The organism is Acidovorax sp. 93 (assembly GCF_003633835.1).
GTDB classification, from domain to species: domain Bacteria; phylum Pseudomonadota; class Gammaproteobacteria; order Burkholderiales; family Burkholderiaceae_C; genus Acidovorax; species Acidovorax facilis.
Genome location: NZ_RBIT01000001.1, coordinates 2,961,416 through 2,984,365 on the forward strand (window position 1 = coordinate 2,961,416; position 22,950 = coordinate 2,984,365).

General features: G+C 65.6%; 20 protein-coding genes. 12 read left to right on the forward strand and 8 right to left on the reverse strand.

Annotation, left to right across the window (positions count from 1 at the left end):
- Window positions 1-34: 34 nt before the first annotated feature.
- Window positions 35-1,027: a GNAT family N-acetyltransferase gene (locus C8C93_RS13525; protein WP_233559386.1), complete on the reverse strand. Its 993-nt coding sequence runs from the start codon at window positions 1,025-1,027 to the stop codon at window positions 35-37.
- A gap of 191 nt (window positions 1,028-1,218) precedes the next feature.
- Between C8C93_RS13525 and C8C93_RS13530 the strand changes: the two genes are divergently transcribed.
- The 6 genes from C8C93_RS13530 to kynA all read left to right on the forward strand — a co-directional run bounded on the left by C8C93_RS13530 (window position 1,219) and on the right by kynA (window position 6,801).
- Window positions 1,219-1,875 carry a response regulator transcription factor gene (locus tag C8C93_RS13530; RefSeq protein ID WP_121507240.1) on the forward strand — a complete coding sequence of 219 codons (657 nt, stop codon included), beginning with the start codon at window positions 1,219-1,221 and terminating at the stop codon, window positions 1,873-1,875.
- Window positions 1,876-1,877: 2 nt separating this feature from the next.
- Entirely contained in the window at window positions 1,878-3,329 is a 1,452-nt protein-coding gene (locus tag C8C93_RS13535; protein WP_121507241.1) for a HAMP domain-containing sensor histidine kinase, read from the forward strand.
- 32 nt (window positions 3,330-3,361) lie between these two features.
- Window positions 3,362-3,721 carry a YkgJ family cysteine cluster protein gene (locus tag C8C93_RS13540; protein WP_233559388.1) on the forward strand — a complete coding sequence of 120 codons (360 nt, stop codon included), beginning with the start codon at window positions 3,362-3,364 and terminating at the stop codon, window positions 3,719-3,721.
- A 123-nt stretch (window positions 3,722-3,844) separates the two neighbouring features.
- Complete coding sequence (gene kynB / locus C8C93_RS13545; protein WP_121507242.1) at window positions 3,845-4,498, forward strand: arylformamidase; 654 nt, start codon at window positions 3,845-3,847, stop codon at window positions 4,496-4,498.
- A gap of 80 nt (window positions 4,499-4,578) precedes the next feature.
- Window positions 4,579-5,889, forward strand: coding sequence for a kynureninase (gene kynU / locus C8C93_RS13550; protein ID WP_121507243.1), 1,311 nt, complete (start codon window positions 4,579-4,581; stop codon window positions 5,887-5,889).
- Between the two features lie 21 nt (window positions 5,890-5,910).
- Window positions 5,911-6,801: a tryptophan 2,3-dioxygenase gene (gene kynA, locus C8C93_RS13555; RefSeq protein WP_121507244.1), complete on the forward strand. Its 891-nt coding sequence runs from the start codon at window positions 5,911-5,913 to the stop codon at window positions 6,799-6,801.
- 18 nt (window positions 6,802-6,819) lie between these two features.
- Here kynA and C8C93_RS13560 read toward each other — a convergent pair whose 3' ends face one another.
- Entirely contained in the window at window positions 6,820-8,238 is a 1,419-nt protein-coding gene (locus C8C93_RS13560; protein ID WP_121507245.1) for a PLP-dependent aminotransferase family protein, read from the reverse strand.
- Window positions 8,239-8,430: 192 nt separating this feature from the next.
- On the opposite strand from C8C93_RS13560, the gene dctP reads away from it, so the two are divergent.
- The 4 genes from dctP to C8C93_RS13580 all read left to right on the forward strand — a co-directional run bounded on the left by dctP (window position 8,431) and on the right by C8C93_RS13580 (window position 12,716).
- Window positions 8,431-9,477 carry a TRAP transporter substrate-binding protein DctP gene (dctP, locus tag C8C93_RS13565; protein ID WP_121507246.1) on the forward strand — a complete coding sequence of 349 codons (1,047 nt, stop codon included), beginning with the start codon at window positions 8,431-8,433 and terminating at the stop codon, window positions 9,475-9,477.
- Window positions 9,478-9,554: 77 nt separating this feature from the next.
- A complete protein-coding gene (locus C8C93_RS13570) occupies window positions 9,555-10,085 on the forward strand; it encodes a TRAP transporter small permease subunit (protein ID WP_121507247.1) in 531 nt (176 codons plus the stop codon).
- On the forward strand, window positions 10,082-11,398 hold the full coding sequence (locus tag C8C93_RS13575) for a TRAP transporter large permease subunit (RefSeq protein WP_121507248.1): 1,317 nt from the start codon (window positions 10,082-10,084) through the stop codon (window positions 11,396-11,398). Before C8C93_RS13570 ends, C8C93_RS13575 begins: the two co-directional genes overlap by 4 nt.
- Window positions 11,399-11,432: 34 nt before the next feature.
- A complete protein-coding gene (locus tag C8C93_RS13580) occupies window positions 11,433-12,716 on the forward strand; it encodes a hydroxymethylglutaryl-CoA reductase, degradative (protein WP_121507249.1) in 1,284 nt (427 codons plus the stop codon).
- Between the two features lie 185 nt (window positions 12,717-12,901).
- Here the strand turns inward: C8C93_RS13580 and C8C93_RS13585 are convergent, their stop codons facing one another.
- Window positions 12,902-13,264: an MliC family protein gene (locus C8C93_RS13585; RefSeq protein WP_055394413.1), complete on the reverse strand. Its 363-nt coding sequence runs from the start codon at window positions 13,262-13,264 to the stop codon at window positions 12,902-12,904.
- Window positions 13,265-14,039: 775 nt separating this feature from the next.
- Between C8C93_RS13585 and C8C93_RS13590 the strand changes: the two genes are divergently transcribed.
- Entirely contained in the window at window positions 14,040-15,218 is a 1,179-nt protein-coding gene (locus C8C93_RS13590; protein WP_121508795.1) for a nitrate/nitrite transporter, read from the forward strand.
- Here C8C93_RS13590 and C8C93_RS13595 read toward each other — a convergent pair.
- Complete coding sequence (locus tag C8C93_RS13595) at window positions 15,190-15,639, reverse strand: hypothetical protein (RefSeq protein WP_121507250.1); 450 nt, start codon at window positions 15,637-15,639, stop codon at window positions 15,190-15,192. The two genes, C8C93_RS13590 and C8C93_RS13595, sit on opposite strands and share 29 nt — an antisense overlap.
- 110 nt (window positions 15,640-15,749) lie before the next feature.
- On the opposite strand from C8C93_RS13595, the gene C8C93_RS13600 reads away from it, so the two are divergent.
- Window positions 15,750-16,115 carry a MerR family DNA-binding protein gene (locus C8C93_RS13600; RefSeq protein WP_121507251.1) on the forward strand — a complete coding sequence of 122 codons (366 nt, stop codon included), beginning with the start codon at window positions 15,750-15,752 and terminating at the stop codon, window positions 16,113-16,115.
- A 191-nt stretch (window positions 16,116-16,306) separates the two neighbouring features.
- Here the strand turns inward: C8C93_RS13600 and C8C93_RS13605 are convergent, their stop codons facing one another.
- The 4 genes from C8C93_RS13605 to C8C93_RS13620 form a co-directional block, all read right to left on the reverse strand.
- A complete protein-coding gene (locus C8C93_RS13605; RefSeq protein WP_121507252.1) occupies window positions 16,307-17,938 on the reverse strand; it encodes a SpoVR family protein in 1,632 nt (543 codons plus the stop codon).
- Entirely contained in the window at window positions 17,935-19,203 is a 1,269-nt protein-coding gene (locus tag C8C93_RS13610; RefSeq protein WP_121419245.1) for a YeaH/YhbH family protein, read from the reverse strand. Before C8C93_RS13610 ends, C8C93_RS13605 begins: the two co-directional genes overlap by 4 nt.
- 60 nt (window positions 19,204-19,263) lie before the next feature.
- A complete protein-coding gene (locus C8C93_RS13615; RefSeq protein ID WP_121507253.1) occupies window positions 19,264-21,186 on the reverse strand; it encodes a PrkA family serine protein kinase in 1,923 nt (640 codons plus the stop codon).
- A 493-nt stretch (window positions 21,187-21,679) separates the two neighbouring features.
- Window positions 21,680-22,891 (reverse strand): FAD-dependent monooxygenase, encoded by a 1,212-nt coding sequence (locus C8C93_RS13620; RefSeq protein WP_055401739.1) that lies wholly within the window; start codon window positions 22,889-22,891, stop codon window positions 21,680-21,682.
- Between the last annotated feature and the right edge of the window lie 59 nt (window positions 22,892-22,950).

Genomic DNA, 22,950 nt, shown 5'->3' on the forward strand with positions numbered 1-22,950 from the left:
CGACAGGTGATTCCGGAGCCAACGCACGCCGCGACTACAGCTTGGGCACCTCCAGCGGCTTGCGGTAAATCGTGTTGCGCTTGACCACCTGAAAGCCGCAGTCCGCATACACACGATTAGCGCCCGTCAGGTTCTCACCGTCCACCGCCAGCGCCGACTCGGCCATCCCTTCGTCGGCCAACAGGCGGAGGCTGCGGGCGATCAATGCCCTTGCAAGACCGCGTCTGCGCCACTTGCGCCCCACGCTGATGAACTCGGTGTAGCCCCGGCGCCGTGACAGATGGCGGTTCTCATCCTCGTTGATATACGTGCGGACCTGGCCTGCGACCTCATTGCCGTCCCACGCCACCTGCCAGCGCGCGGGCTGAAAAATCCGGCTCTCCAGCCAGGTGTCGTAATCACGAGGCAACGGCGGTGCCATGCCCCAGTGGTCTTCAAACGCGGTGTGGTGCGCTTCCCAAATGGCGCGGTAGTGCTCGGGCTCGACGGGCCGCAACTCCAACCCTTGCGGCACGGGAAAGTCCGGCGCGGCATGCAGTTCTGTGTTCAGCATTTCGAAGAAGTACCGCATTGGCGCATAGCCACTGGTCTGCAGCAGTTTCGCGCGCGCTTCCTCGCCTTGCTGCACATAGGCATGGTGCACGTGCGGGCCGTCCGGCTGCTGCGCTGCCACGGTGTGGTGCCGCTGCTCAATCCAACCTTGCAGCACACGGCCAATGCCGCGCCCGCGCCAACGCCCGGGCACAAAACCGATTTGCGCGTGCAGCGTCAACCCGTCGGCCTGGGTAAACCGCCAGCACCGGCCATAGCCCACCAGCTCGCCATCCAGCTCGGCCATGATTGCGTCGTGATACGGATCACAGTTGGTGAAGGCGGCGTAGTCGCGTGCCAGGTCTTCGGGCGCGCGGCGTGCGAGCACCCCGTCTGCATCAAAGCTGGCATTGGCCACCTCGGCCATGGCCGGGAAGTCCGATGGGCCACAAAACGGCCGCAGCACCAGCCCTGAAGGAGCCGATACATTCGTCATCGATTTGTCATCACCCACAAGAGCATCCTCCCCAGCTTCTTCCATTCATTCTTCTTCTCCCTCAAACGTCGGTGCGCGAGTCACGTTGGGCTGCGCCCGCTGACATTGTGCAAACCACAGCCTTAACGCCAGCCAAAGACACCGCTTCAGACAACGCCCCGCAGGCTTTGCACCCGCCACAATCGCACCCCATGCACATTCTGCTCATCGAAGACGATCTGGACCTGGGCCGCGCGCTGCAGTCCGCGCTGAAGGTGGAGGGCCTGACCAGCGAATGGCTGCGCCGCACGGTGGATGCCCCGGCCACTGTCGATGTCACCACCATCGACTGCGTGCTGCTAGACCTGACGCTGCCCGACGGCAGCGGCTTCGACCTGCTGGCACGCTGGCGGGCGCAGGGCGAGCAGGTGCCCATCATCGTGATCACCGCGCGCTCGGCCGTGGAAGACCGGCTGGCCGGGCTGGATGGCGGGGCCGATGATTTCGTGGTCAAGCCTTTTGCTACGGCCGAACTGCTCTCGCGCATCCGCGCCGTGCTGCGCCGTAGCGCCCGCCAGGCCAGCGAGCGCTGGGTGCTGGGCGAGCTGGTGATCGAGCCCCGCCGCCACGCAGTGCAGCGCAACGGCACAGTGCTGGATGTGTCACCGCGCGAGTTCCAGCTGCTGCTGGAGCTGGCGCGCGAGCCGGGGGTGGTGGTGTCCAAAAGCGTGCTGTCGCAGCGGCTGGACCCGCTGGGCGAGCCCGTGGACTTTGGCGCCATCGAAGTGCATGTGTCCAACCTGCGGCGCAAGATCGGGGCGGAGCTGATCCGCACGGTGCGCGGCGTGGGCTATCTGTTGCAGGCATGAGCATGAGCACCCCCGCCTTCCCCCCGAGCACCGGCAGCCGTACGCCCCGCCAGTTGCGCGCGACATGGCGTCGGCTGGCCGAGCCCACGCTGGTGCGACGCAGCGTGTTGTCCGTCACCGTGGCGTTTGTGCTGGTGTGGGCTGTGCTGCTGGGCTACAACTACTTCAACTACAAGCAGGCCATCACCAACGACCCGGGGCTGCTGAAGTACGGCGACGCGCTGCTCGAGTCGCTCACCCCGATCACGGACCCGGCGCAGGCCGCTGCGGCCGTAGCGGCCACCAATCACTGGACCAACATCCGCCGTCGCCAGATTGGCCTGCTGCCGGGCGCATCGATGCATGAGCTGCGCAACAGCGCCACAGGGCAGGTGGTCTATTCCCCCGCAGGTCTTCAAGAGCTGGACATCCCACTGCCTGCTCTGCAAGAAGGCTCTGCCCTTTCCGAATCCGTCGTGCAGGGCAAGCCCTATCGGATCTACGTCGGCCACAACGCCCGCTGGACACTGCGCATTGTCGATAACAAGCGGACGGATGTGGATTACTTGGCCTACAACGGCCGCTACCTGGTGCCCTATCTCCTGTTGGCCGCCCCCTTCGTGCTGCTGCCCGTGTGGCTGTCAGTGCGCAACGGCCTGCGCCCGCTGCAGCAGTTGGCAAACCTCATCGCCCGCAGGGACAAGGACGATCTGCAGCCCGTTGGCTTCCGCGCCCGCCACCGCGAGCTCAAGCCACTGGAACAGTCGCTCGACCACTTTCTGGCCCAGTTGCGCCAGAAGGTGGAGCGCGAGCGCGCCTTTGTGCAGGACGCTGCGCACGAGATCCGCACGCCGCTGGCCGTTATCACTGCCCAGGCCCACGTGATGGCCCGCTCGCCCATCGAAGAGGAACGCTTGCAGGCCCAGGCGCACCTGGAGCAGGCCATCGCCCGCACCTCGCACCTGGCGCAGCAGCTTCTGGATCTGGCCGCGCTGGACGACGCCCAGCGCCCCGCCCCGCGCGACCTGGACGTGGCGCAGTGGCTGCGCGGCGCGCTGGCGCAGGCCGTGCCGCAGGCGATGGAGCGGCAGATCGAGCTGTCGCTGGACGCGCCCGACACCTTGCCCGCCCGGCTAGACCAGCCTGCGCTCGAATCCATCGCCCACAACCTCATCGACAACGCGGTGCGCTACACGCCTGACGGCGGCAACGTGGCGGTGGCACTGTGGCGCGAGGGCACGGCGCTGCACCTGTCGGTGCAGGACGACGGGCCGGGCATCGCGGCCACCGAGCAATCGCATGTGTTCGAGCGCTTCTACCGGGGCCTGGGCCACGCCGCCAACGGCTCGGGCCTGGGCCTGGCCATCGTGCGGCAGGCAGTGCTGCGCATGGGCGGGCAGGTGCAGATCGGTGCGGGCCTGAACGGCCGGGGCGTGGGTTTTTTCGTTAGCATTCCGCTCCCCCACAGCGCCTGATGGCTCCGCCGCAGGCCCACCGCCCGCCCCGCATGTCCGACGACGCGACCACGATGACCACCGCCGATTCCACCCACCCGTGCCTGAGCTGCGGCGCCTGCTGCGCCAGCTTTCGTGTGGACTTTGCCGTGTACGAGATGCAGGCGATGGGCGGCACCGTGCCCGACAGTCTGGCGCTGGATGTGAACGGCAGCACCTGCCGCATGCGGGGCACGGAGCAGGTGCCCATCCGCTGCGCCGCGCTGACCGGCCAGGTGGGCCAGCAGGTGGCCTGCAGCATCTACGAACTGCGCCCGGCGCCCTGCCGCGAGTTCTCGGCGGGCGACTACGCCTGCCACAAGGCGCGTGCGCGGCACGGGCTGGCGCCGCTGGCGGAAGGCGCCATCTTGTGAGGTGACACGCTCCAGCAGCCGGGCTACTGCAGCATCAAAATAGTTTAGGCCTCAACAAAAAATCGACGGGGTGTTGGAAATAACCGACACCACGGGTTTTTCGGGACATGCAAACTTTGTCCCATGTCAACGCCCTCCTTCCCCACCGCCCGCCGGCTCTGGGACATCTCGCCGCCCGTGCACGCGGGCAGCCCCGTGTTCCCCGGCGACACGGCCTACAGCCAGCAGTGGTGCGCCACCATCGGCCCCGGCTGCCCGGTGAACGTGAGCGCGATCACGATGTCGCCTCACGTGGGCGCGCATGCCGACGCCCCCCTGCACTACGACGAGCAAGGCGCCACCATTGGCGATGTGTCGCTCGATGCCTTCCTGGGCCCCTGCCGCGTGATCCACGCCATCGGCCGCGGGCCGCTCATCACCTGGGACCACATTGCCCACGCTGTGAACGACGCCCTGCCCCAGCGCGTGCTGGTGCGCACCTATGAACACATGCCCGTGGACCGCTGGGACGCCCAACTGGCCGCCTACGCACCGGAAACCATCGAACGTCTGGCCGACCGGGGCGTGCTGCTGGTCGGCATCGACACCGCCAGCATCGATCCGGCCGACAGCAAGCAGCTTCCCAGCCACCAGGTCATCCGCCGCCGGGGCCTGCGCGTGCTGGAAAACCTGGTGCTCGACGCCGTGCCCGAGGGCGACTACGAACTCATCGCCCTGCCGCTGAAGCTGACCACCGCCGACGCATCGCCCGTGCGGGCCGTGCTCCGGGCGCTGTAAAGCACGGATATCAATCTTTTTGGCCGCTAGCGCTTGTCCAGAAAGCGCTAGAAGCTATCAAAACCGAAGCAAAACACACCATGAACACCACCTTGCAAGACTGCCAGGCGCGCGACGCCCAAGACCCCCTGCGCCCTCTGCGCGACCACTTCGCGCTGCCCCCGGGTGTGATCTACCTCGACGGCAATTCGCTCGGCGTGGCGCCCAAGGCCGCCGCCGCGCGCGTGGCCGATGTGGTCACCCGCGAATGGGGCACAGACCTCATCCAATCGTGGAACACCGCCAGCTGGTTTGACCTGCCCCAGCGCCTGGGCAACCAGCTCGCCCCGCTGATCGGCGCGGGCAAAGATGAAGTGGTGTGCACCGACAGCACCTCCATCAACCTCTACAAGGTGCTCAGCGCGGCGCTCAACATCGCGCGGGAAGACAGCCCCGCGCGCAAGCGCATCGTGAGCGAGCGCAGCAACTTCCCCACCGACCTCTACATTGCCGAAGGCCTGTGCAAGGAGCGTGGCCTGGAGCTGGTGCTGGTAGAGCCCGAAGAGATCACCGCAGCACTCACCAACGACGTGGCTGTGCTGATGCTGACGCACGTGAACTACCGCACCGGCGCCATGCACGACATGGCCGCCGTCACCGCCGCCGCGCACGCCCAGGGCATTCTGTGCGTGTGGGACCTGGCGCACAGCGCGGGCGCGGTGCCGGTGGACCTGAACGGCGCAGGCGCCGATTTCTCGATTGGCTGCGGCTACAAATATTTGAACGGCGGCCCCGGCGCGCCGGCCTTTGTGTGGGTGCACCCGCGCCATGCCAGCCGCTTCTGGCAGCCGCTGTCTGGCTGGTGGGGCCACGCTGCCCCCTTTGCCTTCACCCCCGACTACCAACCCGCGCCGGGCATCACGCGCTACCTGTGCGGCACGCAGCCCATCATCAGTTTGTCAGCCCTGCAATGCGGGCTGGATGTGTTCACCGCTGCGCAAAGCCTGGGTGGCATGGCCGCGCTGCGCGCCAAGTCGCTGGCGCTGACCGACCTGTTCATCCAGCTGGTGGAAGAGCGCTGCGCTGGCCACGGCCTGGGCCTGGCCACGCCGCGTGACCATGCACAGCGTGGCTCGCAGGTGTGCCTGACGCGCGACGAAGGCGCGGGCGTGAACGGCCAGGGCAGCGGCGCCTATGCCATCGTGCAGGCGCTGATTGCACGCGGTGTGATCGGCGACTTCCGCAAGGGCGATGGCGGCACGGGCCGCCACAAGGACATCCTGCGCTTTGGCTTCACACCGCTGTACCTGGGATTTGAAGACGTGTGGAATGCCGTGGAGCACCTGCGCCAGGTGCTGGAGAGCGGCGAGTGGCAAAAGGCCGAGTTCAACCAGACGCACGCCGTCACCTGATCGGAAAGGCAAACCACCATCATGTGCCCTTTCTCGCAAACCCCTGCGGGTGACAACAACAACGCGGCATCTGCCGCCCTGCCCGAATCCATCGTGCACGAGGAGCGCGCCCAGCTCGACTTCAGCCAAAGCATGAGCTACGGCGACTACCTGCAGCTCGACGCCATCCTCACCGCGCAAAAGCCGCTGTCGCCCGCGCACGACGAGATGCTGTTCATCGTGCAGCACCAGACCAGCGAGCTGTGGATGAAGCTGATGCTGCACGAGCTGCGCGCCGCCATCGGCCATATTGCGCGCGACGAGCTGCCGCCCGCGTTCAAGATGCTGGCGCGCGTCAGCAAGATCATGGAGCAGCTGGTGCACGCCTGGGACGTGCTGGCCACCATGACGCCGCCCGAGTACAGCGCCATGCGCCCGTACCTGGGCCAGTCCAGCGGCTTCCAGAGCTACCAATACCGCTGCATCGAGTTTTCGATGGGCAACAAGAACCGCGCGATGCTCAAGCCCCACGAGCACCGCGCCGACCTGCTGGCCCTAGTGCAGGCGGCGTACGAGGCGCCGTCGCTGTACGACGAGGCCCTGCGCCTGATGGCGCGGCGCGGCCTGCCCGTGCCCGCCAGCCACACCGAGCGCGACTGGACGCTGCCCTATGTGGAAAACGACGCGGTGGAGCAGGCCTGGCTCACCGTGTACCGCAACCCCGACAAGCACTGGGACCTGTACCAGCTGGGCGAGGAGCTGACCGACCTGGAAGACGCCTTCCGCCTCTGGCGCTTCCGCCATGTGACCACGGTGGAGCGCGTGATCGGCTTCAAGCGCGGCACGGGTGGCACGGGCGGCGTGAGCTACCTGCGAAAGATGCTGGACGTGGTGCTGTTCCCTGAAATCTGGAAGCTGCGCACGGATTTGTGAACCGGGTTCGGCGCGCCTTCAAGACGCCGCCTTGAGCGCGCCCTGCAGAAAGCGCAAAAACCGCGGATCGTTGGCATAGGCCACGTTCACCCGCATGGCCTGCAAAGGCTGCTGCTGGCCCTGCCGCTGCGGAAAGAACACGCTGCCCGGCGCCAGAAAAATGCCCCGCTCTGCCGCACTGCGGGCCAGGCCCAGCTCGGTGATGCCATGCGGCAACTCCACCCACAGGTAATAGCCGCCCGGTGGGCTGGGGTGCACGGTAAGGCCCAGGCGTGCCAATGCTTTTTGCGCAGGGCCTAACGCACCGTCCAGCCGGGCCTTGAGACGGCTCAGATGGCGCCGGTACTGGCCCGCAGAGATCAGCTGGTGCACCACGCGCTCCACAAAATCCGACGTGGACACCACCGTCACCATCTTCAGGTCACACAGCGCATTGATGCGGTGCGCCGCCCCAGCGATGTAGCCCACGCGCAGACCGGCCGACAGCGTTTTGGAAAAGCTGCTCACGTAGATCACGCGCTCCAGCTGGTCCAGCGCTGCCAGGCGCGGGGCGTTGGGCGGCTGCAGGTCGGCAAACGGATCGTCTTCCACCACCAGAAACCCGTGGGCAGCGGCCATCTGCAGCAGCCGGTGCGCCTTGGGCAGGCTGATGGAGCCGCCCGTCGGGTTATGCGCCAGCGACTGGGTGAAGAACACCTTGGGCCGGTGCTTTTCCAGCAGCACCTGCAGCGCATCCAGGTCGGGGCCATCGGCCAACCGGGGCACGCCCAGCATCTCCACCTTGGCGAGCTTGAGCTTGCCAAACAGCGGGTAGTAGCCGGGTGAATCCACCAGCACCTCATCGCCCGCATCCAGCAGGTGCCGCACGATGAGGTCCAGCGCGTGGTTGGCGCCCTGGGTCAGCAGCACCTGGCGCGGATTGACCGGGATGGTGCGCTCGCCCAGCATGCGCGCGATGGTCTCGCGCAGTGGCAGGTAGCCCCAGGGTGTGCCGTAGCCATGCTCGATGTCCGACAGCCCTTGCGAGCGCGCGCGGCGCAGCGAGCTGCCCAGCTCGGACCCCTCCATCCACGACGCGGGCGGGCGGCCATCGCCCACGCGCACCTCGTAGTGCTGCTCCAGTTGCTCACGCAGCAGCGACACCACGTCCACCGCTTCGGTCACGTGTGGCGCGGGGGCCTGGGCATGTACGCTGCTGCTGGGCTTGCGCACGTAATAGCCCGAGCCGGGCCGCGCTTCCACATAGCCGCGCGCGGCCAGGCGGTTGTAGGCCTCCACCACCGTGTTGCGTCCCACACCGTCCTTGGCGGCTGCATCGCGGATGGACCGCAGGCGGGTGCCGGGTAGCACGGTGCCTTGTTCGATGGACTGCGCAATGCGGCGCGCCAGCGCTTCGACCTTGCTGTCGGGCGATGCGTCTTCTTCGGGGTGGGGCATGGGTCTGTCTCCTGATCTGTACCCGTTTATTGATGGGTACAGTTTTGTGATCTGTGCCCAAACTGTATCCAACCACCGGCTGCATTGTCCATATACTTTTCGAACTCGCCCGCAGCCCACACTGCGCATTGGGCCGAGGCAGCAAACCCACGGCGATGGGTGCACACATTCCAAACCAACCGGAGACAAGACATGGCAGACAAAGCCGTCCAACGACGCAACATCTTCAAATCCACCCTGGCTGCAGCCGCTGCCGTGGGCGCAGCGGCGCCCCTGGCCAGCCACGCGCAGGCCACCGTCACCTGGCGCATGCAGGCACTGTGGGACGGCGGCACCACGCCACAAAAGTTTGAAGAGCGTTTTGTGGCCCGCGTGGCAGAGTTGACCGGTGGCCGCTTCAAGATCAACCTGTTTGCGGCCGGCCAGATCGTGCCCGCCGCGCAAGCGTTTGATGCCGTGCGCGGCGGCGCGTTTGAGCTGATGAAAACCTTCGACGGCTACGAAGCCGGCAAGATCCCCGCGTTTGCCTTCACCAGCACCATTCCGTTCGGCTTTGCCGAGAGCGACGAATACGAAGCCTGGTTCTACGAGCGCGGCGGGTTGGACCTGGTGCGCCAGGCGTATGCGCCCGCAGGCCTGCACTACATCGCCCCCACCGTGTACGGCCAGGAGCCGCTGCACTCCAAGGTGCCAATCCGCAAGATCGCCGACCTGACGGGCAAGAAGGGTCGCTTTGTGGGCCTGGCCTCGGCCGTGATGGGCGCCATGGGCGTGTCGGTGACGCCGCTGCCCACGGGCGAGGTGTATTCGGCGCTGGACAAGGGCGTGATCGACATGGCCGACCGGGGCGACCTGACGGCGAACTTTGAAGCCGGCCTGGCCGAGGTGGCCAAGTTTGTAGTGGTGCCGGGCTTTCACCAGCCCACCACCGCCACCAGCTACGTGGCCAACCGTGCAGCACACGACAAGCTGCCCGCCGAGTTCAAGGCGGCCTTGGCGGTGGCCGCGCGCGAGATTTCGGCGGCGCTGCGCCAGCACATCCTGGTGAGCGACGCTGCGGTGCTGGCCAAGTACCAGGCCAAGGGCTGCGAGATCATCCGATTCAGCGCAGCCGACATCGCCGCTGCACGGCCCAAGGCCATGGCCGCGTGGCGCACCGCCACCAAGGGCGACGCCCTCGCCACCAAGATCCTGGACAGCCAGGTGGCCTTCATGAAAGAACTGGGCCTGCTGGCCTAAGCAGCGTTCGAAAGCCCTAGCCCCGGGTGCCCGCCATGGGTGCCCGGCGCACCTGCCATTGTCCCAAGGAGTCACCCATGCCGTCATGGCTCTCTGTCTCCACGTCGGCCATCACCACACTCAACCGCTGGATCTTCCAGGCCACGGTGTGGTTGATGGCCATCGTGGTCCCCGTCATGCTTTATGAAGTCATTGCACGCTATGTGTTCAATGCGCCCACCGTGTGGGGCATGGAACTGGCCGTGCTGCTGTTCGGCCCCTACTTTCTGCTGGGCGGGCCGTACCTACTGCACCTCAAGGGCCATGTGGCGCTCGACGTGGCGCGCCAGCGCCTGAGCCCCGCATGGCAGCGGCGGCTGGACCTGGTGAACTTTCCCATCATCGTGCTGTTCTGCGCCATCCTGCTGTACTTCAGCGCACCCGCAGCCTACAGCGCCTTCACCTACCGCGAGACCAGCTTTTCAGCCTGGAACCCACCTATCTGGCCGGTGAAGGCCGCCGTGCCGCTGGCCCTGGCGCTGATGCTGCTGCAGGCCGTGGTGGAGTTCTTTCGCACGCTGTTTGGCGAAGCAACCGTTGACGCGTCCCCCGCGGAGGCCCACCCATGACCTCCAACATGATTCTGGTGCTGATGTTCGGCAGCCTCACGCTGTTCATGCTCACCGGCCTGCCCATTGCCTTCGTGCTGGGCGGCCTATCGCTGCTGTTCACCGTGACGCTGTGGGAACCCAACGCGGTCATCGTGCTGGTGCTGCAGATCTTCGACACGATGAAGTCCGAGGCACTGCTCGCGATCCCGCTGTTCATCCTGATGGCCTGCATCCTGCAGCGCTCGGGTGTCATCGAAGACCTGTACCGCGCGATGGAGCTGTGGTTTGGGCGCCTCAAAGGCGGCCTCGCCATCGGCACCGTCATCATCTGCGTGGTGATGGCGGCCATGACCGGCGTGGTGGGTGCCGCCGTGACGGCCATGGGCATCCTGGCCCTGCCAGAGATGCTGCGGCGCGGCTACAAGCCCGAGCTGGCGCTGGGCACGATCTGCGCGTCGGGCACGCTGGGTATCCTGATCCCGCCATCGGTGCTGACCATCGTGTACGCCGTCACGGCCCAGATCTCCATCGGCCAGATGCTGATTGCAGGCATTGTGCCGGGCCTCATCCTGGCCGCGCTGTACATCGCCTACATCATCGTGGTGGGCTGGGTGAAGCCCGAGTGGGTGCCCCTGGACCCCACCACCCGCAAGGCGCCAATGCGCGAAAAGCTGGTGGCACTGAAGGCCCTGGTGATACCCGCCATGCTGATCGTGATGATCCTGGGCTCGATCTTCTTCGGCATCGCGACACCGACCGAGTCTGCTGCGGTAGGCGTGGCCGGAGCGCTGCTGCCCAGCCTTATCAAGCGCCGGTGGGAGCGCGGCATGCTGCGCGGCGCAGCGACCGATGCACTGAAAGCCACGGCGATGATCCTGTGGATCACGCTGGGTGCCAAGGCCTATGTGGCCATCTTCACCGGCCTGGGCGGGGCGGACACTTTGCTGCAGTTCATCCAGGGGCTGGACGTGAACCGCTGGCTCATCCTGGCGGCCATGATGCTGTTGCTGGTGTTCCTGGGCACGGTGCTGGACGAGCTGGGAATCATCCTGCTCACGGTGCCGGTGTTCCTGCCCATCGTGCGGCTGCTGGGCTTTGACGAGCTGTGGTTTGGCGTGCTGTACGCCATCACCATCCAGATGGGCTACATCAGCCCGCCGTTCGGTTACACGCTGTTCTACATCAAAGGGACGCTGCCCAGCCACATTGGAATGAACGCCGTGTACTGGGGCATCTTGCCGTTCTTCGGGCTGCAGTTCGTCGGCCTGCTCATCTGCGCGGCCTTCCCCGATCTGGTCACCTACCTGCCCCGGCTGATGGCGTCGCGCTGAGCCGCTTGTTCACCCATTTATCCCAAACACGTCCATGACTTCCACCGCACACCCCAGCAGCCGCATCGGCGGTTTTCACAAGCTCGCCATTCCCGCACGCATCGACGCCGTGGCCCAGTTTGCGGGCCTTGGCGACGACGACAAGGCCCACCTGCTGAACACCGGCAACCTGCCTGCCGAACTGGCCGACCACCTCATCGAGAACGTCATCGGCACGATGAACATCCCCGTGGGCATTGCCACCAACATGAAGATCGACGGCCGAGACCGGCTGATCCCCATGGCCACCGAAGAATCGTCGGTGGTGGCCGCGGTGTGCAACGCGGCACGCCAGTGTTATGACCACGGTGGCTTCATCACGTCCATGTCGGGCACCGAGATGATTGCGCAGATCCAGCTCACGCAGGTGTCTGACCCGCAGCACGCACGCATCCGCATCCTGGAGCACAAGGAAGACATCCGCACGCTGTGCGATGCCTGCGACCCCATCCTCGTCAAGCTGGGCGGCGGCTTCCGCGACCTGGAGGTGCGGGTCATCGACACCCGCGGCGGCACCATGGTGATCACCCACCTCATCGTGGACACGCGCGACGCCATGGGCGCCAATGCCGTCAACACCATGGCCGAAAAGATTGCGCCGCAGATTGCGGCATGGACGGGCGGGCAGACCAACCTGCGCATCCTGTCGAACCTGGCCGACCGGCGCCTGGCGCGCGCGCGCTGCGTGTGGCGCACGGGAGACATCGGCGGCGAGGCCGTACGCGACGGCATGCTTGCGGCCTACCACTTTGCGGCAGCCGACCCCTACCGCGCCGCAACGCACAACAAGGGCATCATGAACGGCGTGAGCGCCGTGGTGCTGGCCACCGGCAACGACACGCGCGCGGTAGAAGCCGGTGCCCACGCCTACGCCGCACGCGGCGGCCGCTACACCAGCCTGACAACGTGGGAGGTGACCAACGACGGCGACCTGGCAGGCTCCATCGAAATGCCCATGGCCGTGGGCCTGGTGGGCGGCGCCACCAAGCTGCACCCCACGGCCAAGACAGCGCTCAAGATTCTGGGCGTCACGTCGGCCCGCGAGCTGGCCCAGATCATTGCGGCCGTGGGCCTGGCGCAAAACTTTTCGGCCATGAAGGCCCTGGCCACTACCGGCATCCAGAAGGGACACATGGCCCTGCACGCGCAGAACATCGCGATGATGGCGGGCGCCGCGGGCGACGAGATCGACCGCGTTGCGCAGGTGCTGGTGGCGCAGGGCACGGTGCGCATCGACGTTGCGGAGGCCGAGTTGCAGCGGCTGCGCAGTGGTGCATGAATTCGTTCACAGCGGCAGCGTGAGAGTGCCGACCCGCACCACCCCACCACCTGGAAAAGCGACCTAGAAATTACCCACAAAAAAAGCCACCAGCGCCTTGTTCATAGGCGCTGGCAGCTGTTGTTTTTGAAGAATGCCGCAACCCGAAACCACCGGGCGCGGGGGTGGCCTGCTCTGCAGCCCGCCTATTGCACGCCCGCCACCATCATGGGGCGGTTGCTACGGCACCAGATCGGTGCCAGATGGCCAATCTGGATGGTCAGCTCATTGCCCTTGCCGAGCACGGTGGTGGGGCCGTTGCTGAAGGCGTAGCCGGTTTCCGTGGCCTGTTTGGGCAGTTCCACCGTCCAACCGCTGCGCCGCAACACGCTGCGGCCTTGCTCGGGGTAGAACTGCATCTCCACCTTTTCGCCATTGCCGCAGGCGAACTGCATGCTGCCGCGGTCCGTTGGCTCGCTAAAGGCCTGCATCACGGGTGGCTGGCTCGCACATCCCGACATCAACAGCGTTGCCAGCGCACCTGAACACAGCGAAACCATCTTCTTCATCAGTCACTCCTGAGTAGCGATGTGCATTGCGGCACACACTCCAACCTGCAAACTGCTTGTGGCCACCGACCACCGGGGTCACTGGGGGCTTCCAAGCACAAACCTTGCCACCACTCCGCTGCAGGCGAGAAGCCGAAACCGAGGAACGGTTTCAGCCGCCATCCACACCCAGCGCAGGGCATGCCCATGAGAGTGCCGCACGGTCCACGCCCCGTCGATTGGGGTGATCCCCACATCGAGAGCCTTCTCTAAAGTCTGACTTCGCTCCGTGGCGCCCCGATGACGGGCAAGACTGCCCCGTCCAACACGGCATTACAGGCACGCATGGTTGCAATGCACGGACCTGACACCCGATTGCGCGCAGCTTGGCCCCAAAACGCCACGTCACCTTGGCGACTGGAGCGCCTGCGGCGACGGCTCGGGACATACCCTTAGAACCTGCGCAAATGAACCTTCGCAAATCGGGATGCAACAGCCGCCCTTGCCCAAAGGTGCACCGCTGGCCCGAGCCCTGGTTTGCGCAAGTCATGACCCTTATCCCTCGCCCAACGCCCGTACTGCCTGCCCCACGCGCCCGTCGGCCGCTCCCATCTGGTGCAGATTGGCGGACCCGGCAACCCGTGCGATTCACGCGAGACAGCGGTCACCGCCCTGTCCATGTACGCTCGGAACGGGGCAGCCTGTTGCCACCCCTTTTTGGAGACCCACCACCGTGCAGGTGCCCCCGCCCCCCACACCCACTACCCCACTGCTCCCCCTCCGCGCCGCCTGGGCCATGCTGCTGGCACTGGTGACGGGTTTTGCGCTGAGCCAGGCGTTTCGCACCATCACGGCCATCATGGCTACGGGCCTGCGGGCAGAGTTCGGCCTGTCGGCGCAGGCGCTGGGCGTGTTTGCCGGCGCGTTTGCATTCGCCTTCGGCACCATGCAGCTTTTCATGGGCATCGGCATCGACCTCTATGGCGTGCGGCGCACGCTGCTGGTGGCGTTTCCGCTGGCGATTGCGGGCTCGGTGCTGTCGGCGCTGGCGCCCGGCTATGGCGCGGTGCTGCTGGGGCAGGTGCTGATCGGCGTGGGCTGCGCGCCCGCGTTTTTGGTGTGCACGGTGTTCATTGCGCGCTACTTTCCGGCCAGCCGGTTTGCGATGGTGTCGGGCGTGGCCATGGGTGTGGGTGGGCTGGGCATGTTGTTCACGGGCACGCCGCTGGCGTGGCTGGTGCAGCTGTCGTCCTGGCGCATGGGTTTTGCGGTGCTGGCGGGTTTTGCGGCGCTGGCCTGGCTGCTGATCTTCTGGAAGGTGCACGAGCCCGCGCAACCCACGCACAATGCGCCCCCGCGCGAATCGGTGCTGCAGGCGGTGCGCGGGTTTGGCGCGCTGTTCTTGCTGCCGCACACCGCCGGAATCATGCTGCTGGCGCTGACAACGTATGCCTCCTTCCTCACGCTGCGCGGGCTGTGGCTGGGGCCGCTGCTCATTGAGCGGCATGGCTATTCGCTGGTCGCCAGCGGCAACGTGGCCATGTTGTCGTCGCTGGTGTCGCTGTTCACACCGGCATTGTTCGGGCGGCTCGACCCGGGGCCTGGCCAACGCCGCCGCTGGATCACGGGCTTCACGGTGCTGCTGGCAACCCTCTTCGGTGCCATCGGCCTGCTGCACGCCGAGTGGCTGGACGTGGCGGGCTCCATCGCGGTGGGCCTGTTGTCGGGCTACATGGTGCTGCAGTATTCAGACGTGCGTTCGGCCTACGCACCCGCCGTCACCGGGCGCGCCATGGCGGTGTTCACCATGGCGCTGTTTCTGGGCGTGGCACTGATGCAGTGGGTAACCGGCGTGGCTGCGTCCATCGCCGCGGCGCAGGGTGCGGACCCGTACGTGGCCGTGATGCTGACCATTGCCGCCATGCTGGCGGCAGGCGCCCTGGCGTTCAGGTGCCTGCCGGTGCCAGCACACTGACCCGTGCTGGGGACGTGCCCGCCACGCGCCACCACTGCAGCACACCAAACAGCAGCTCAAACAGCGTGAAGCCCAGCACGATCACATTGGCGCCGTGGGCCACGGCATAGATCTGCCAGGCCGCAAACAGAAACCGCGCCACGCCATCCAAGCGCCCCAGCAGCAAGCTGGGCGCAACCATGCGCGCGATAGACCACACCACCACTACCGAGCCGAGCAGGTTGGCCAGCAACATGTGGGTGGTGTCCAACGGGTGCAGGGTGCCGGGCAGGCCCAGCACGGCGGCCAACATGCCCAACTGGGCATACAGCCACGCAAAGGTCCACGGCAGCACAAAAGGCCAGGTCACCAGCAGGTCGTACCAGCCGCTGGCGCGCACGATACGCAGGTAGCGCGGAGAGGAAATTGAAGATAAGGGCATGAGGATCAACCTGGGGATGAAAGAAGCCCCGAGGTTCAGCCCTGAAGTACGCTTCAGGGTCAAGCCGCTTCCAGAGGTGGCATTTGTTTTCACGCCACAAGGAAACCCCCATGCTGATCGGTGAACTCGCCAATGCTTCCGGCCTGAGCCGCGAGGCACTGCGCTTTTACGAACAACAAGGCCTCATCCGATCGCGACGCCTGGCCAATGGCTACCGCGACTACCCGGCCGAAACGGCGATGCTGGTGCAGTACATCCGCACCGCGCAGCAACTGGGCTTTACGCTGGCAGAGATTGGCGACCGGCTGCCCGCCATCTGGGACGCCGCCGACCCCGGCCCAGCGCTGGCCCAGGTGCTGGCCGTGAAGCTGCAGGAGATCGACGCACGCATTGCCGCGCTGCAGGCCCTGCGCCAGACTCTGGCAGAGCGGGTGGCCACGGACTGCCCACTGCGTGGGGCCGCTGCCGCCGCCTGAATGGCGTAATGGCCCCTCATCGTCGCCAGCCTCCAAAATATCAAGCAAAAACAGGCCTTAGCGCTTATCCAACGAGCGTATCCAGCTATATATTTAATAGCAATCATCCTGCAAAAAATGGGCGCTGGCCCATGGCGCGTACAGCAGGTCTGCAGGCGCGCATCGCGCTGCCCCCGCTCAGCCCCTGTTGTTCACGCGGCCGATGCGGCCACCGAGTGCAGCAGCACGGGGTGGTTGCCATCGGCATCCACACTCTCGATCTGCACCCCAAAACCCCACAGGCGCGCCACATGCCGCAGCACCTCCTGCGTGTCGTCGGCCAGGGGGCGGCCCTGGAACTGGGTGTGGCGCAGGGTCAGGCTGCGGTCGCCGCGCAGGTTCACGTTCCACACCTGGATGTTGGGCTCGCGCGTGCCCAGGTCGTACTGCTGCGACAGCATCTGGCGCAGGCGGCGGTAGCCGTTCTCATCGTGGATCTCGCTGACCACCAGCTCGCGCTCGTTGGCATCGTCGTGCAGCGCAAACAGACGCATCTCGCGCATCAGATGCGGGCTGAGATACTGGCCGATGAAACTCTCGTCCTTGAAGTTGCGCATGGCGTGGTCCAGCGCGGGCAGCCAGGGTGTGCCCGCGATGTCGGGGAACCAGTGCCGATCCTCCTCCGTAGGGTTCTGGCAGATGCGCTGGATGTCGCGGTACATGGCAAACCCCAGCGCATAGGGGTTGATGCCGCTGTAGGCGCGGTGGCCCACGGGCGGCTGGTAGATGACGTTGGTGTGCGAGCCCAGCCATTCGATCATCACCCCGTCGCTCAGGTAGCCCTCGTCGTACAGCGTATTGAGCAGCGTGTAGTGCCAGAAGGTGGCCCAGCCTTCGTTCATGACCTGGGTCTGGCGCTGCGGGTAGAAATACTGCGCGATCTTGCGCACGATGCGCACGATCTCGCGCTGCCAGGGTTCCAGCAGGGGCGCGTTTTTTTCGATGAAGTACAGGATGTTCTCTTGCGGCTCCTGCGGAAAGCGGTTGTGCTCCTGCGTGGCATCCTCCTTGCCGGGACGCATGGGCAGGGTGCGCCACAGCTCGTTCACCTGCTGCTGGGCATAGGCCTCGCGCTGCGCGCGCTCCAGCCGTTCGCGCGCCAGGTTCTTCTTGGAGGGGCGGCGGTAGCGGTCCACGCCAAAGTTGGCCAGCGCGTGGCACGAATCCATGAGCCGCTCCACTTCGGCCATGCCGTAGCGCTCTTCGCACTGGGCCACGTAGTCCTTGGCATACACCAGGTAGTCGATGATGCTGGACGCGTCGGTCCACATGCGAAACAGGTAGTTGCCCTTGAAGAAGCTGTTGTGCCCATAGGCCGCATGCGCAATCACCAGCGCCTGCATGGCGGTGGTGTTCTCCTCCATGAGGTAGCTGATGCAGGGGTTGGAGTTGATGACGATCTCGTATGCCAGGCCCATGTGCCCGCGCCGGTAGCGCCGTTCGGTGGCCAGAAACTCCTTGCCGTAGCTCCAGTGCCGGTAGTTCACCGGCATGCCCACGCTGGAGTAGGCATCCATCATCTGCTCGGCGGTGATGATCTCCAGCTGGTTGGGGTAGGTGTCGAGGCCAAAGCGCTCGGCCGTGGCGGCAATGGCGGCGTGGTAGCGCTCGATCAGCTCGAACGTCCAGTCGCTCGGGTCGGGCAACGGCTCGGCAGGCCGCGCGCCCGCCGGCAGGGGCTGGCCGGGCACGGCGCGGTGGCGGCGCTCACCCACGGCGGCGGCCTTCCAGGGGTTGTCGCTGATGCGGCGCTCCAGCACGGGATACTGCACAACGTTGTTCATGCGGCCACCCCCTCTTTCTTGAAGAGGTCGCGGAACACCGGGTAGATGTCGCCGGGTGCGGCGACCTTGCGCATTGCAAAGTGGGAGAACAGCGGCATCAACTGGCTGTACTCGTCCCACAGGTTCTGCTCCTCTTCTGCCACCTGCACATAGGCAAAGTAGCGCACCAGCGGCAGGATCTTGTCCACCAGCAGGTTGCGGCAGATGCCACTGTCGTTGGTGAAGTTGTCGCCATCACTGGCCTGGGCCACGTAGATGTTCCAGTCGCCCTGCGGATAGCGCGCACGGATGATCTGGTCCAGCAACGCCAGCGCGCTGCTGACCACGGTGCCGCCGCTCTCGGTGGAGTGAAAGAACTGCTCTTCGCTCACCTCGGCCGCCTGGGTGTGGTGGCGGATGAACACGATGTCGATGGTCTCGTAGTGCCGCGTAAGAAACAGGTACAGCAGGATGAAGAACCGCTTGGCCAGATCCTTGCGCGTCTCGTCCATGGAACCCGACACGTCCATCACGCAGAACATCACCGCCTGGCTGCTGGGCACTGGCACCGGCGTACGCGCACGAAAGCGCAGGTCGATGGGGTCGAGGTACGGAATCTTGTCGATGCGCGCTGTCAGCGCGTCGATGCGGCGCTGCAGCTCGGCCACCGCTTCGCTCGTGCCGTCGTCCTGCGCCAGCAGGGCGTCCAGCTCGGCCTGCAGCGCCAGCAGCTCGCGGTGGGTCGACTTGCCCAGCGCAATGCGCCGCCCCAGCGCCCCGCGCATGGTGCGCAGCACAGCCAGGTTGTTGGGGATTCCATCCTGGCTGTAGCCCGCGCGGCGCGACTTCCACTGCGGGTTCTCGCCGATGTGGGTGCGCAGCAGGTGCGGCAGCGCCAGGTCTTCAAAAAAGAGCTGCATGAACTCTTCCTTGGTCAGCGTGAAGGTGAAGTCGTCCTCACCCTCCCCACTGTCGCTGGCCTGCGAGCCGCGCCCGCCCGCTCCACCCTGGGGCCGTTCGATGCGGTCGCCGCGCACATGCTCTGCGTTGCCGGGGTGCACCGTGTCTCGGATGCCGCCCTGGCCATGGTGGAACACGGGCTCGCTGATGTCCTTGCGCGGTATGGTGATGCTCTCGGCCTGCTCCATGTCGCGGATGCCGCGCTGCGAGACAGCACGGCGCACCGCGTCCGCGATCTGTTCCTTGTAACGGCGAACAAATCGCTCGCGGTTGCCCACCGACTTGTTCTTGCCAGCGAGCCTGCGGTCGATGATTTGCAATGCCATCCGTTGCCCCCATGCATGAACCAGCGCCCGCAGGGCTGCGCTGGCAATCCAGTCCCTTGGTCAGCTGCTCTTGCGCACACGCAAGTACCACTCACACAACAGCCGCACCTGCTTGGGCGTGTAGCCCTTGTTCACCATGCGGGTGACAAAGTCCTCGTGCTTGCGCGCCTCTTCGGCGCTGGCCTTGGCGTTGAAGCTGATCACGGGCAGCAGTTCTTCGGTGTTGGAGAACATCTTCTTCTCGATCACCAGGCGCAGCTTCTCGTAGCTGGTCCAGCTGGGGTTCTGGCCCTGGTTGTTGGCGCGCGCGCGCAGCACAAAATTGACGATCTCGTTGCGAAAGTCCTTCGGGTTGGCAATGCCTGCAGGCTTCTCGATCTTTTCCAGCTCGGCGTTGAGTGCGCCCCGGTCGAACACCTCGCCGGTGTCGGTGTCGCGGTACTCGTTGTCCTGGATCCAGTAGTCTGCGTAGGTCACGTAGCGGTCAAAAATGTTCTGGCCGTACTCGCTGTAGCTCTCCAGGTAGGCGGTCTGGATCTCCTTGCCAATGAACTCGGCATAGCGGGGGGACAGGAACTCCTTGATGTAGCTGGTGTACTTGGTCTCCAGCTCGGCAGGGAACTGCTCGCGCTCGATCTGCTGCTCCAGCACATACATCAGGTGCACCGGGTTGGCGGCCACCTCGGCACTGTCAAAGTTGAACACCTTCGACAAAATCTTGAACGCAAAGCGGGTCGATATACCCGTCATGCCCTCGTCCACGCCTGCGTAGTCGCGGTACTCCTGGTAGCTCTTGGCGCGCGGGTCGGTGTCTTTCAGGCTCTCGCCGTCGTACACCTGCATCTTGCTGAAGATGCTGGAGTTCTCGGGCTCCTTCAGCCGCGTGAGGATGGCGAACTGCGACATCATCTTGAGCGTGCCCGGCGCGCACACTGCGTTGCCCAGCGACGACTCGAGGATGAGTTTTTCGTAGATGCGGGTCTCTTCGCTCACGCGCAGGCAGTACGGCACCTTGACGATGTAGATGCGGTCCAGAAACGCCTCGTTGTTCTTGTTGTTGCGAAATGCCTTCCACTCGCTCTCGTTGCTGTGCGCCAGCACCACGCCGTCAAACGGAATGGCGCCAAAGCCCTCCGTGCCCTTGTAGTTGCCCTCCTGCGTGGCCGTGAGCAGCGGGTGCAACACCTTGATGGGTGCCTTGAACATTTCCACGAATTCGAGCAGGCCCTGGTTGGCCAGGCAGAGGCCTCCGCTGTAACTGTAGGCGTCGGTGTCATCCTGCGCAAAGGTTTCTAGCTTGCGGATGTCCACCTTGCCCACCAGGCTGGAGATGTCCTGGTTGTTCTCATCGCCCGGCTCGGTCTTGGCAATGCCCACCTGCTTCAAGATGCTGGGGTAGCGCTTGACCACGCGGAACTGGCGGATGTCGCCGCCAAACTCGTCGAGCCGCTTGACCGCCCACGGCGAGAGCACACGCTGCAGGTAGCGGCGCGGAATGCCGAACTGTTCCTCCAACACGGGGCCGTCCTCCAGCGCATCAAACAGGCCCAGCGGCGATTCGTTTACCGGCGAGCCCTTGAGCGCATAGAAAGGCACCTTCTGCATCAGGTGCTTGAGCCGCTCCGCGATCGAACTCTTGCCGCCACCCACAGGGCCCAGCAGATAAAGAATCTGCTTGCGCTCTTCCAGCCCTTGCGCGGCATGGCGAAAGAAACTCACCACCTGCTCGATGGCGTCCTCCATGCCGTAGAACTCGGCAAAGGCCGGGTAGCGCTTGATGACCTTGTTGGCAAAAAGCCGTGACATGCGCGGGTCATTGCGCGTGTCCACCATCTCGGGCTCGCCAATGGCGGCCAGCATGCGCTGGGCGGCCGTGGCGTAGGCCATGGGATCGCGCTTGCACTCGGCGAGGTACTCGTCAATCGACATTTCCTCTTCGCGGCTACGGGCATAACGCGCGGCGAAACTGCTGATGGCATCCATACGACCTCCTGTGGCGGCACCCCCGGCGGGCTCGGGTGGTGCCACGGTGTTGCAGTGGGAATCGCTACCGGCTTGGCCCTTTGTAGCACCACGGCGTGCGCTTGAACAGCAAATTCGCTGGCGCATCCGTTGCCTTTTCGGGGCTTTGCACACACAGGGATAGAGCGTGGCACACTGCGCAAAGTTCATCCCGCGCAGCGCATGCAGGGGTTGCCCCGGATAGGGAATATCCTGACAACCTAGGGATGTCCTGCATAACCCTCGCGAGGCGGTGGTAGTGCGGATCGGGATGGGGCGCAAGGCGTCTTTTGGCAGCCAATAGCCGGGCTATTGGCAAGAAAAGCAACGCAGCAAACCGCCCGAGGCCGCGCTATCACAGACCGCAGGGAGTTATGCAGGTCATCCCTAGCGGCGCTGTTCACCCACCCTGCAGGGTCATGAACCGGGCGGCTCGGGGCGGGCAGTTACCACCACCCCGCCCACTGCAATGAACTCACAACGAACTGGCGCTGGAGCCATCGCCCCGGTACAACCAGGGCACATCCAGCAACCGCTCGCCCAGCAGGCGCAGCGACAGATCGCGGCCCCAGCGCACAGGCCCGGTGGCATGGAAGATGCGGCCGTTGCGGATGGAGCGCGCCTGCACCCGGGCGTTTCGCTCCCAGCGGTTAAGGGCGTAGCGGGTAAGGCGCAGCGGCACGTCCAGGTCGTGCATGGCCAGCGCACGCTGCAGCTCGGCCGCGTCTTCAATGGCCATGCCAGCGCCCTGGGCCAGGTAGGGGCGCATGGGGTGGGCCGCATCGCCCAGCAGGGCCACCAGGCCTTGCGCCATCTCGTCGGCAGCGCGCACCGGTGGGCGGTCGCACAGCGGCCACAGGCGCCAGCCGGGGCCACCAGCGGCACCTACGCTGCGCACGACATCCTGCAGCGCCGTGCAGGTGCCTTGCAGGGCGTGCTCCAGGCCCGCAGCATTGGCAGCGTGGTCCCAGTTTTCCAGATCGTGCGGCGCGGGGCCTTGCACAATGACGACGATGTTCTGCAACTCGCCCCGGCGCACGGGGTACTGCACAGCATGCAGGCGCGGGCCCAGCCAGGCGGTGACCTGGCCTGTGCGCAATGCATCGGGCAGTGCATGCTGCGGCACCAGCGCGCGGTAGGCCAGATGCCCCGTCACGCGGGGCGGCACGGCACCGAGCAGCTGGGTGCGCGTGCGGCTCCACAGACCATCGGCACCAATGAGCGCATCGCCTTCCACCTCCTTGCCCCGGCTGGTGCGCACAGTCACGACGCCCTCGGCATCGGTGAATCCGTCGATGGCGTGCTCCAGATGCAACTGCGTGTCGGTGTATTTGGTCACCGCGGAAAGCAGCAGGCCATGCAGGTCGGCGCGGTGGATGGTGGCGTAGGCCGCACCATAGCGCTGCACCGCCGTGGGGCCCAACGGCAGCACGGCCAGTTCCTTGCCACTGACGGCGTTGCGCACCTGCAAGCGGCTGGGGAACGCGGCTACTGCCTGCAACGGCTGCTGCAGGCCCCAGGCCTGTAGGCGGCGCACTACGTTCGGCCCGATCTGCACGCCGGCGCCCACTTCGCTGAATGCTGCCGCGCGTTCGTACAGCCGCACGTCCCACCCCGCGCGCGATGCGCCCAACGCGGCGGCCAAGCCGCCAATGCCGCCACCGGCGACCAATACCTGCTTCTTCATGCACCGATTGTGCCGTGCGGGCGTGCCTGGATGTTTGTCATGGCGCAGGGGCCCTGCAA

Excerpts from the sequence above, each read along its gene's own strand:
- C8C93_RS13525 (WP_233559386.1), bottom strand. The coding sequence starts at position 1,027 with ATGACGAATGTATCGGCTCCTTCAGGGCTGGTGCTGCGGCCGTTTTGT.
- C8C93_RS13530 (WP_121507240.1), top strand. The coding sequence starts at position 1,219 with ATGCACATTCTGCTCATCGAAGACGATCTGGACCTGGGCCGCGCGCTG.
- C8C93_RS13535 (WP_121507241.1), top strand. The coding sequence starts at position 1,878 with ATGAGCACCCCCGCCTTCCCCCCGAGCACCGGCAGCCGTACGCCCCGC.
- C8C93_RS13540 (WP_233559388.1), top strand. The coding sequence starts at position 3,362 with ATGTCCGACGACGCGACCACGATGACCACCGCCGATTCCACCCACCCG.
- kynB (WP_121507242.1), top strand. The coding sequence starts at position 3,845 with ATGTCAACGCCCTCCTTCCCCACCGCCCGCCGGCTCTGGGACATCTCG.
- kynU (WP_121507243.1), top strand. The coding sequence starts at position 4,579 with ATGAACACCACCTTGCAAGACTGCCAGGCGCGCGACGCCCAAGACCCC.
- kynA (WP_121507244.1), top strand. The coding sequence starts at position 5,911 with ATGTGCCCTTTCTCGCAAACCCCTGCGGGTGACAACAACAACGCGGCA.
- C8C93_RS13560 (WP_121507245.1), bottom strand. The coding sequence starts at position 8,238 with ATGCCCCACCCCGAAGAAGACGCATCGCCCGACAGCAAGGTCGAAGCG.
- dctP (WP_121507246.1), top strand. The coding sequence starts at position 8,431 with ATGGCAGACAAAGCCGTCCAACGACGCAACATCTTCAAATCCACCCTG.
- C8C93_RS13570 (WP_121507247.1), top strand. The coding sequence starts at position 9,555 with ATGCCGTCATGGCTCTCTGTCTCCACGTCGGCCATCACCACACTCAAC.
- C8C93_RS13575 (WP_121507248.1), top strand. The coding sequence starts at position 10,082 with ATGACCTCCAACATGATTCTGGTGCTGATGTTCGGCAGCCTCACGCTG.
- C8C93_RS13580 (WP_121507249.1), top strand. The coding sequence starts at position 11,433 with ATGACTTCCACCGCACACCCCAGCAGCCGCATCGGCGGTTTTCACAAG.
- C8C93_RS13585 (WP_055394413.1), bottom strand. The coding sequence starts at position 13,264 with ATGAAGAAGATGGTTTCGCTGTGTTCAGGTGCGCTGGCAACGCTGTTG.
- C8C93_RS13590 (WP_121508795.1), top strand. The coding sequence starts at position 14,040 with ATGCTGCTGGCACTGGTGACGGGTTTTGCGCTGAGCCAGGCGTTTCGC.
- C8C93_RS13595 (WP_121507250.1), bottom strand. The coding sequence starts at position 15,639 with ATGCCCTTATCTTCAATTTCCTCTCCGCGCTACCTGCGTATCGTGCGC.
- C8C93_RS13600 (WP_121507251.1), top strand. The coding sequence starts at position 15,750 with ATGCTGATCGGTGAACTCGCCAATGCTTCCGGCCTGAGCCGCGAGGCA.
- C8C93_RS13605 (WP_121507252.1), bottom strand. The coding sequence starts at position 17,938 with ATGAACAACGTTGTGCAGTATCCCGTGCTGGAGCGCCGCATCAGCGAC.
- C8C93_RS13610 (WP_121419245.1), bottom strand. The coding sequence starts at position 19,203 with ATGGCATTGCAAATCATCGACCGCAGGCTCGCTGGCAAGAACAAGTCG.
- C8C93_RS13615 (WP_121507253.1), bottom strand. The coding sequence starts at position 21,186 with ATGGATGCCATCAGCAGTTTCGCCGCGCGTTATGCCCGTAGCCGCGAA.
- C8C93_RS13620 (WP_055401739.1), bottom strand. The coding sequence starts at position 22,891 with ATGAAGAAGCAGGTATTGGTCGCCGGTGGCGGCATTGGCGGCTTGGCC.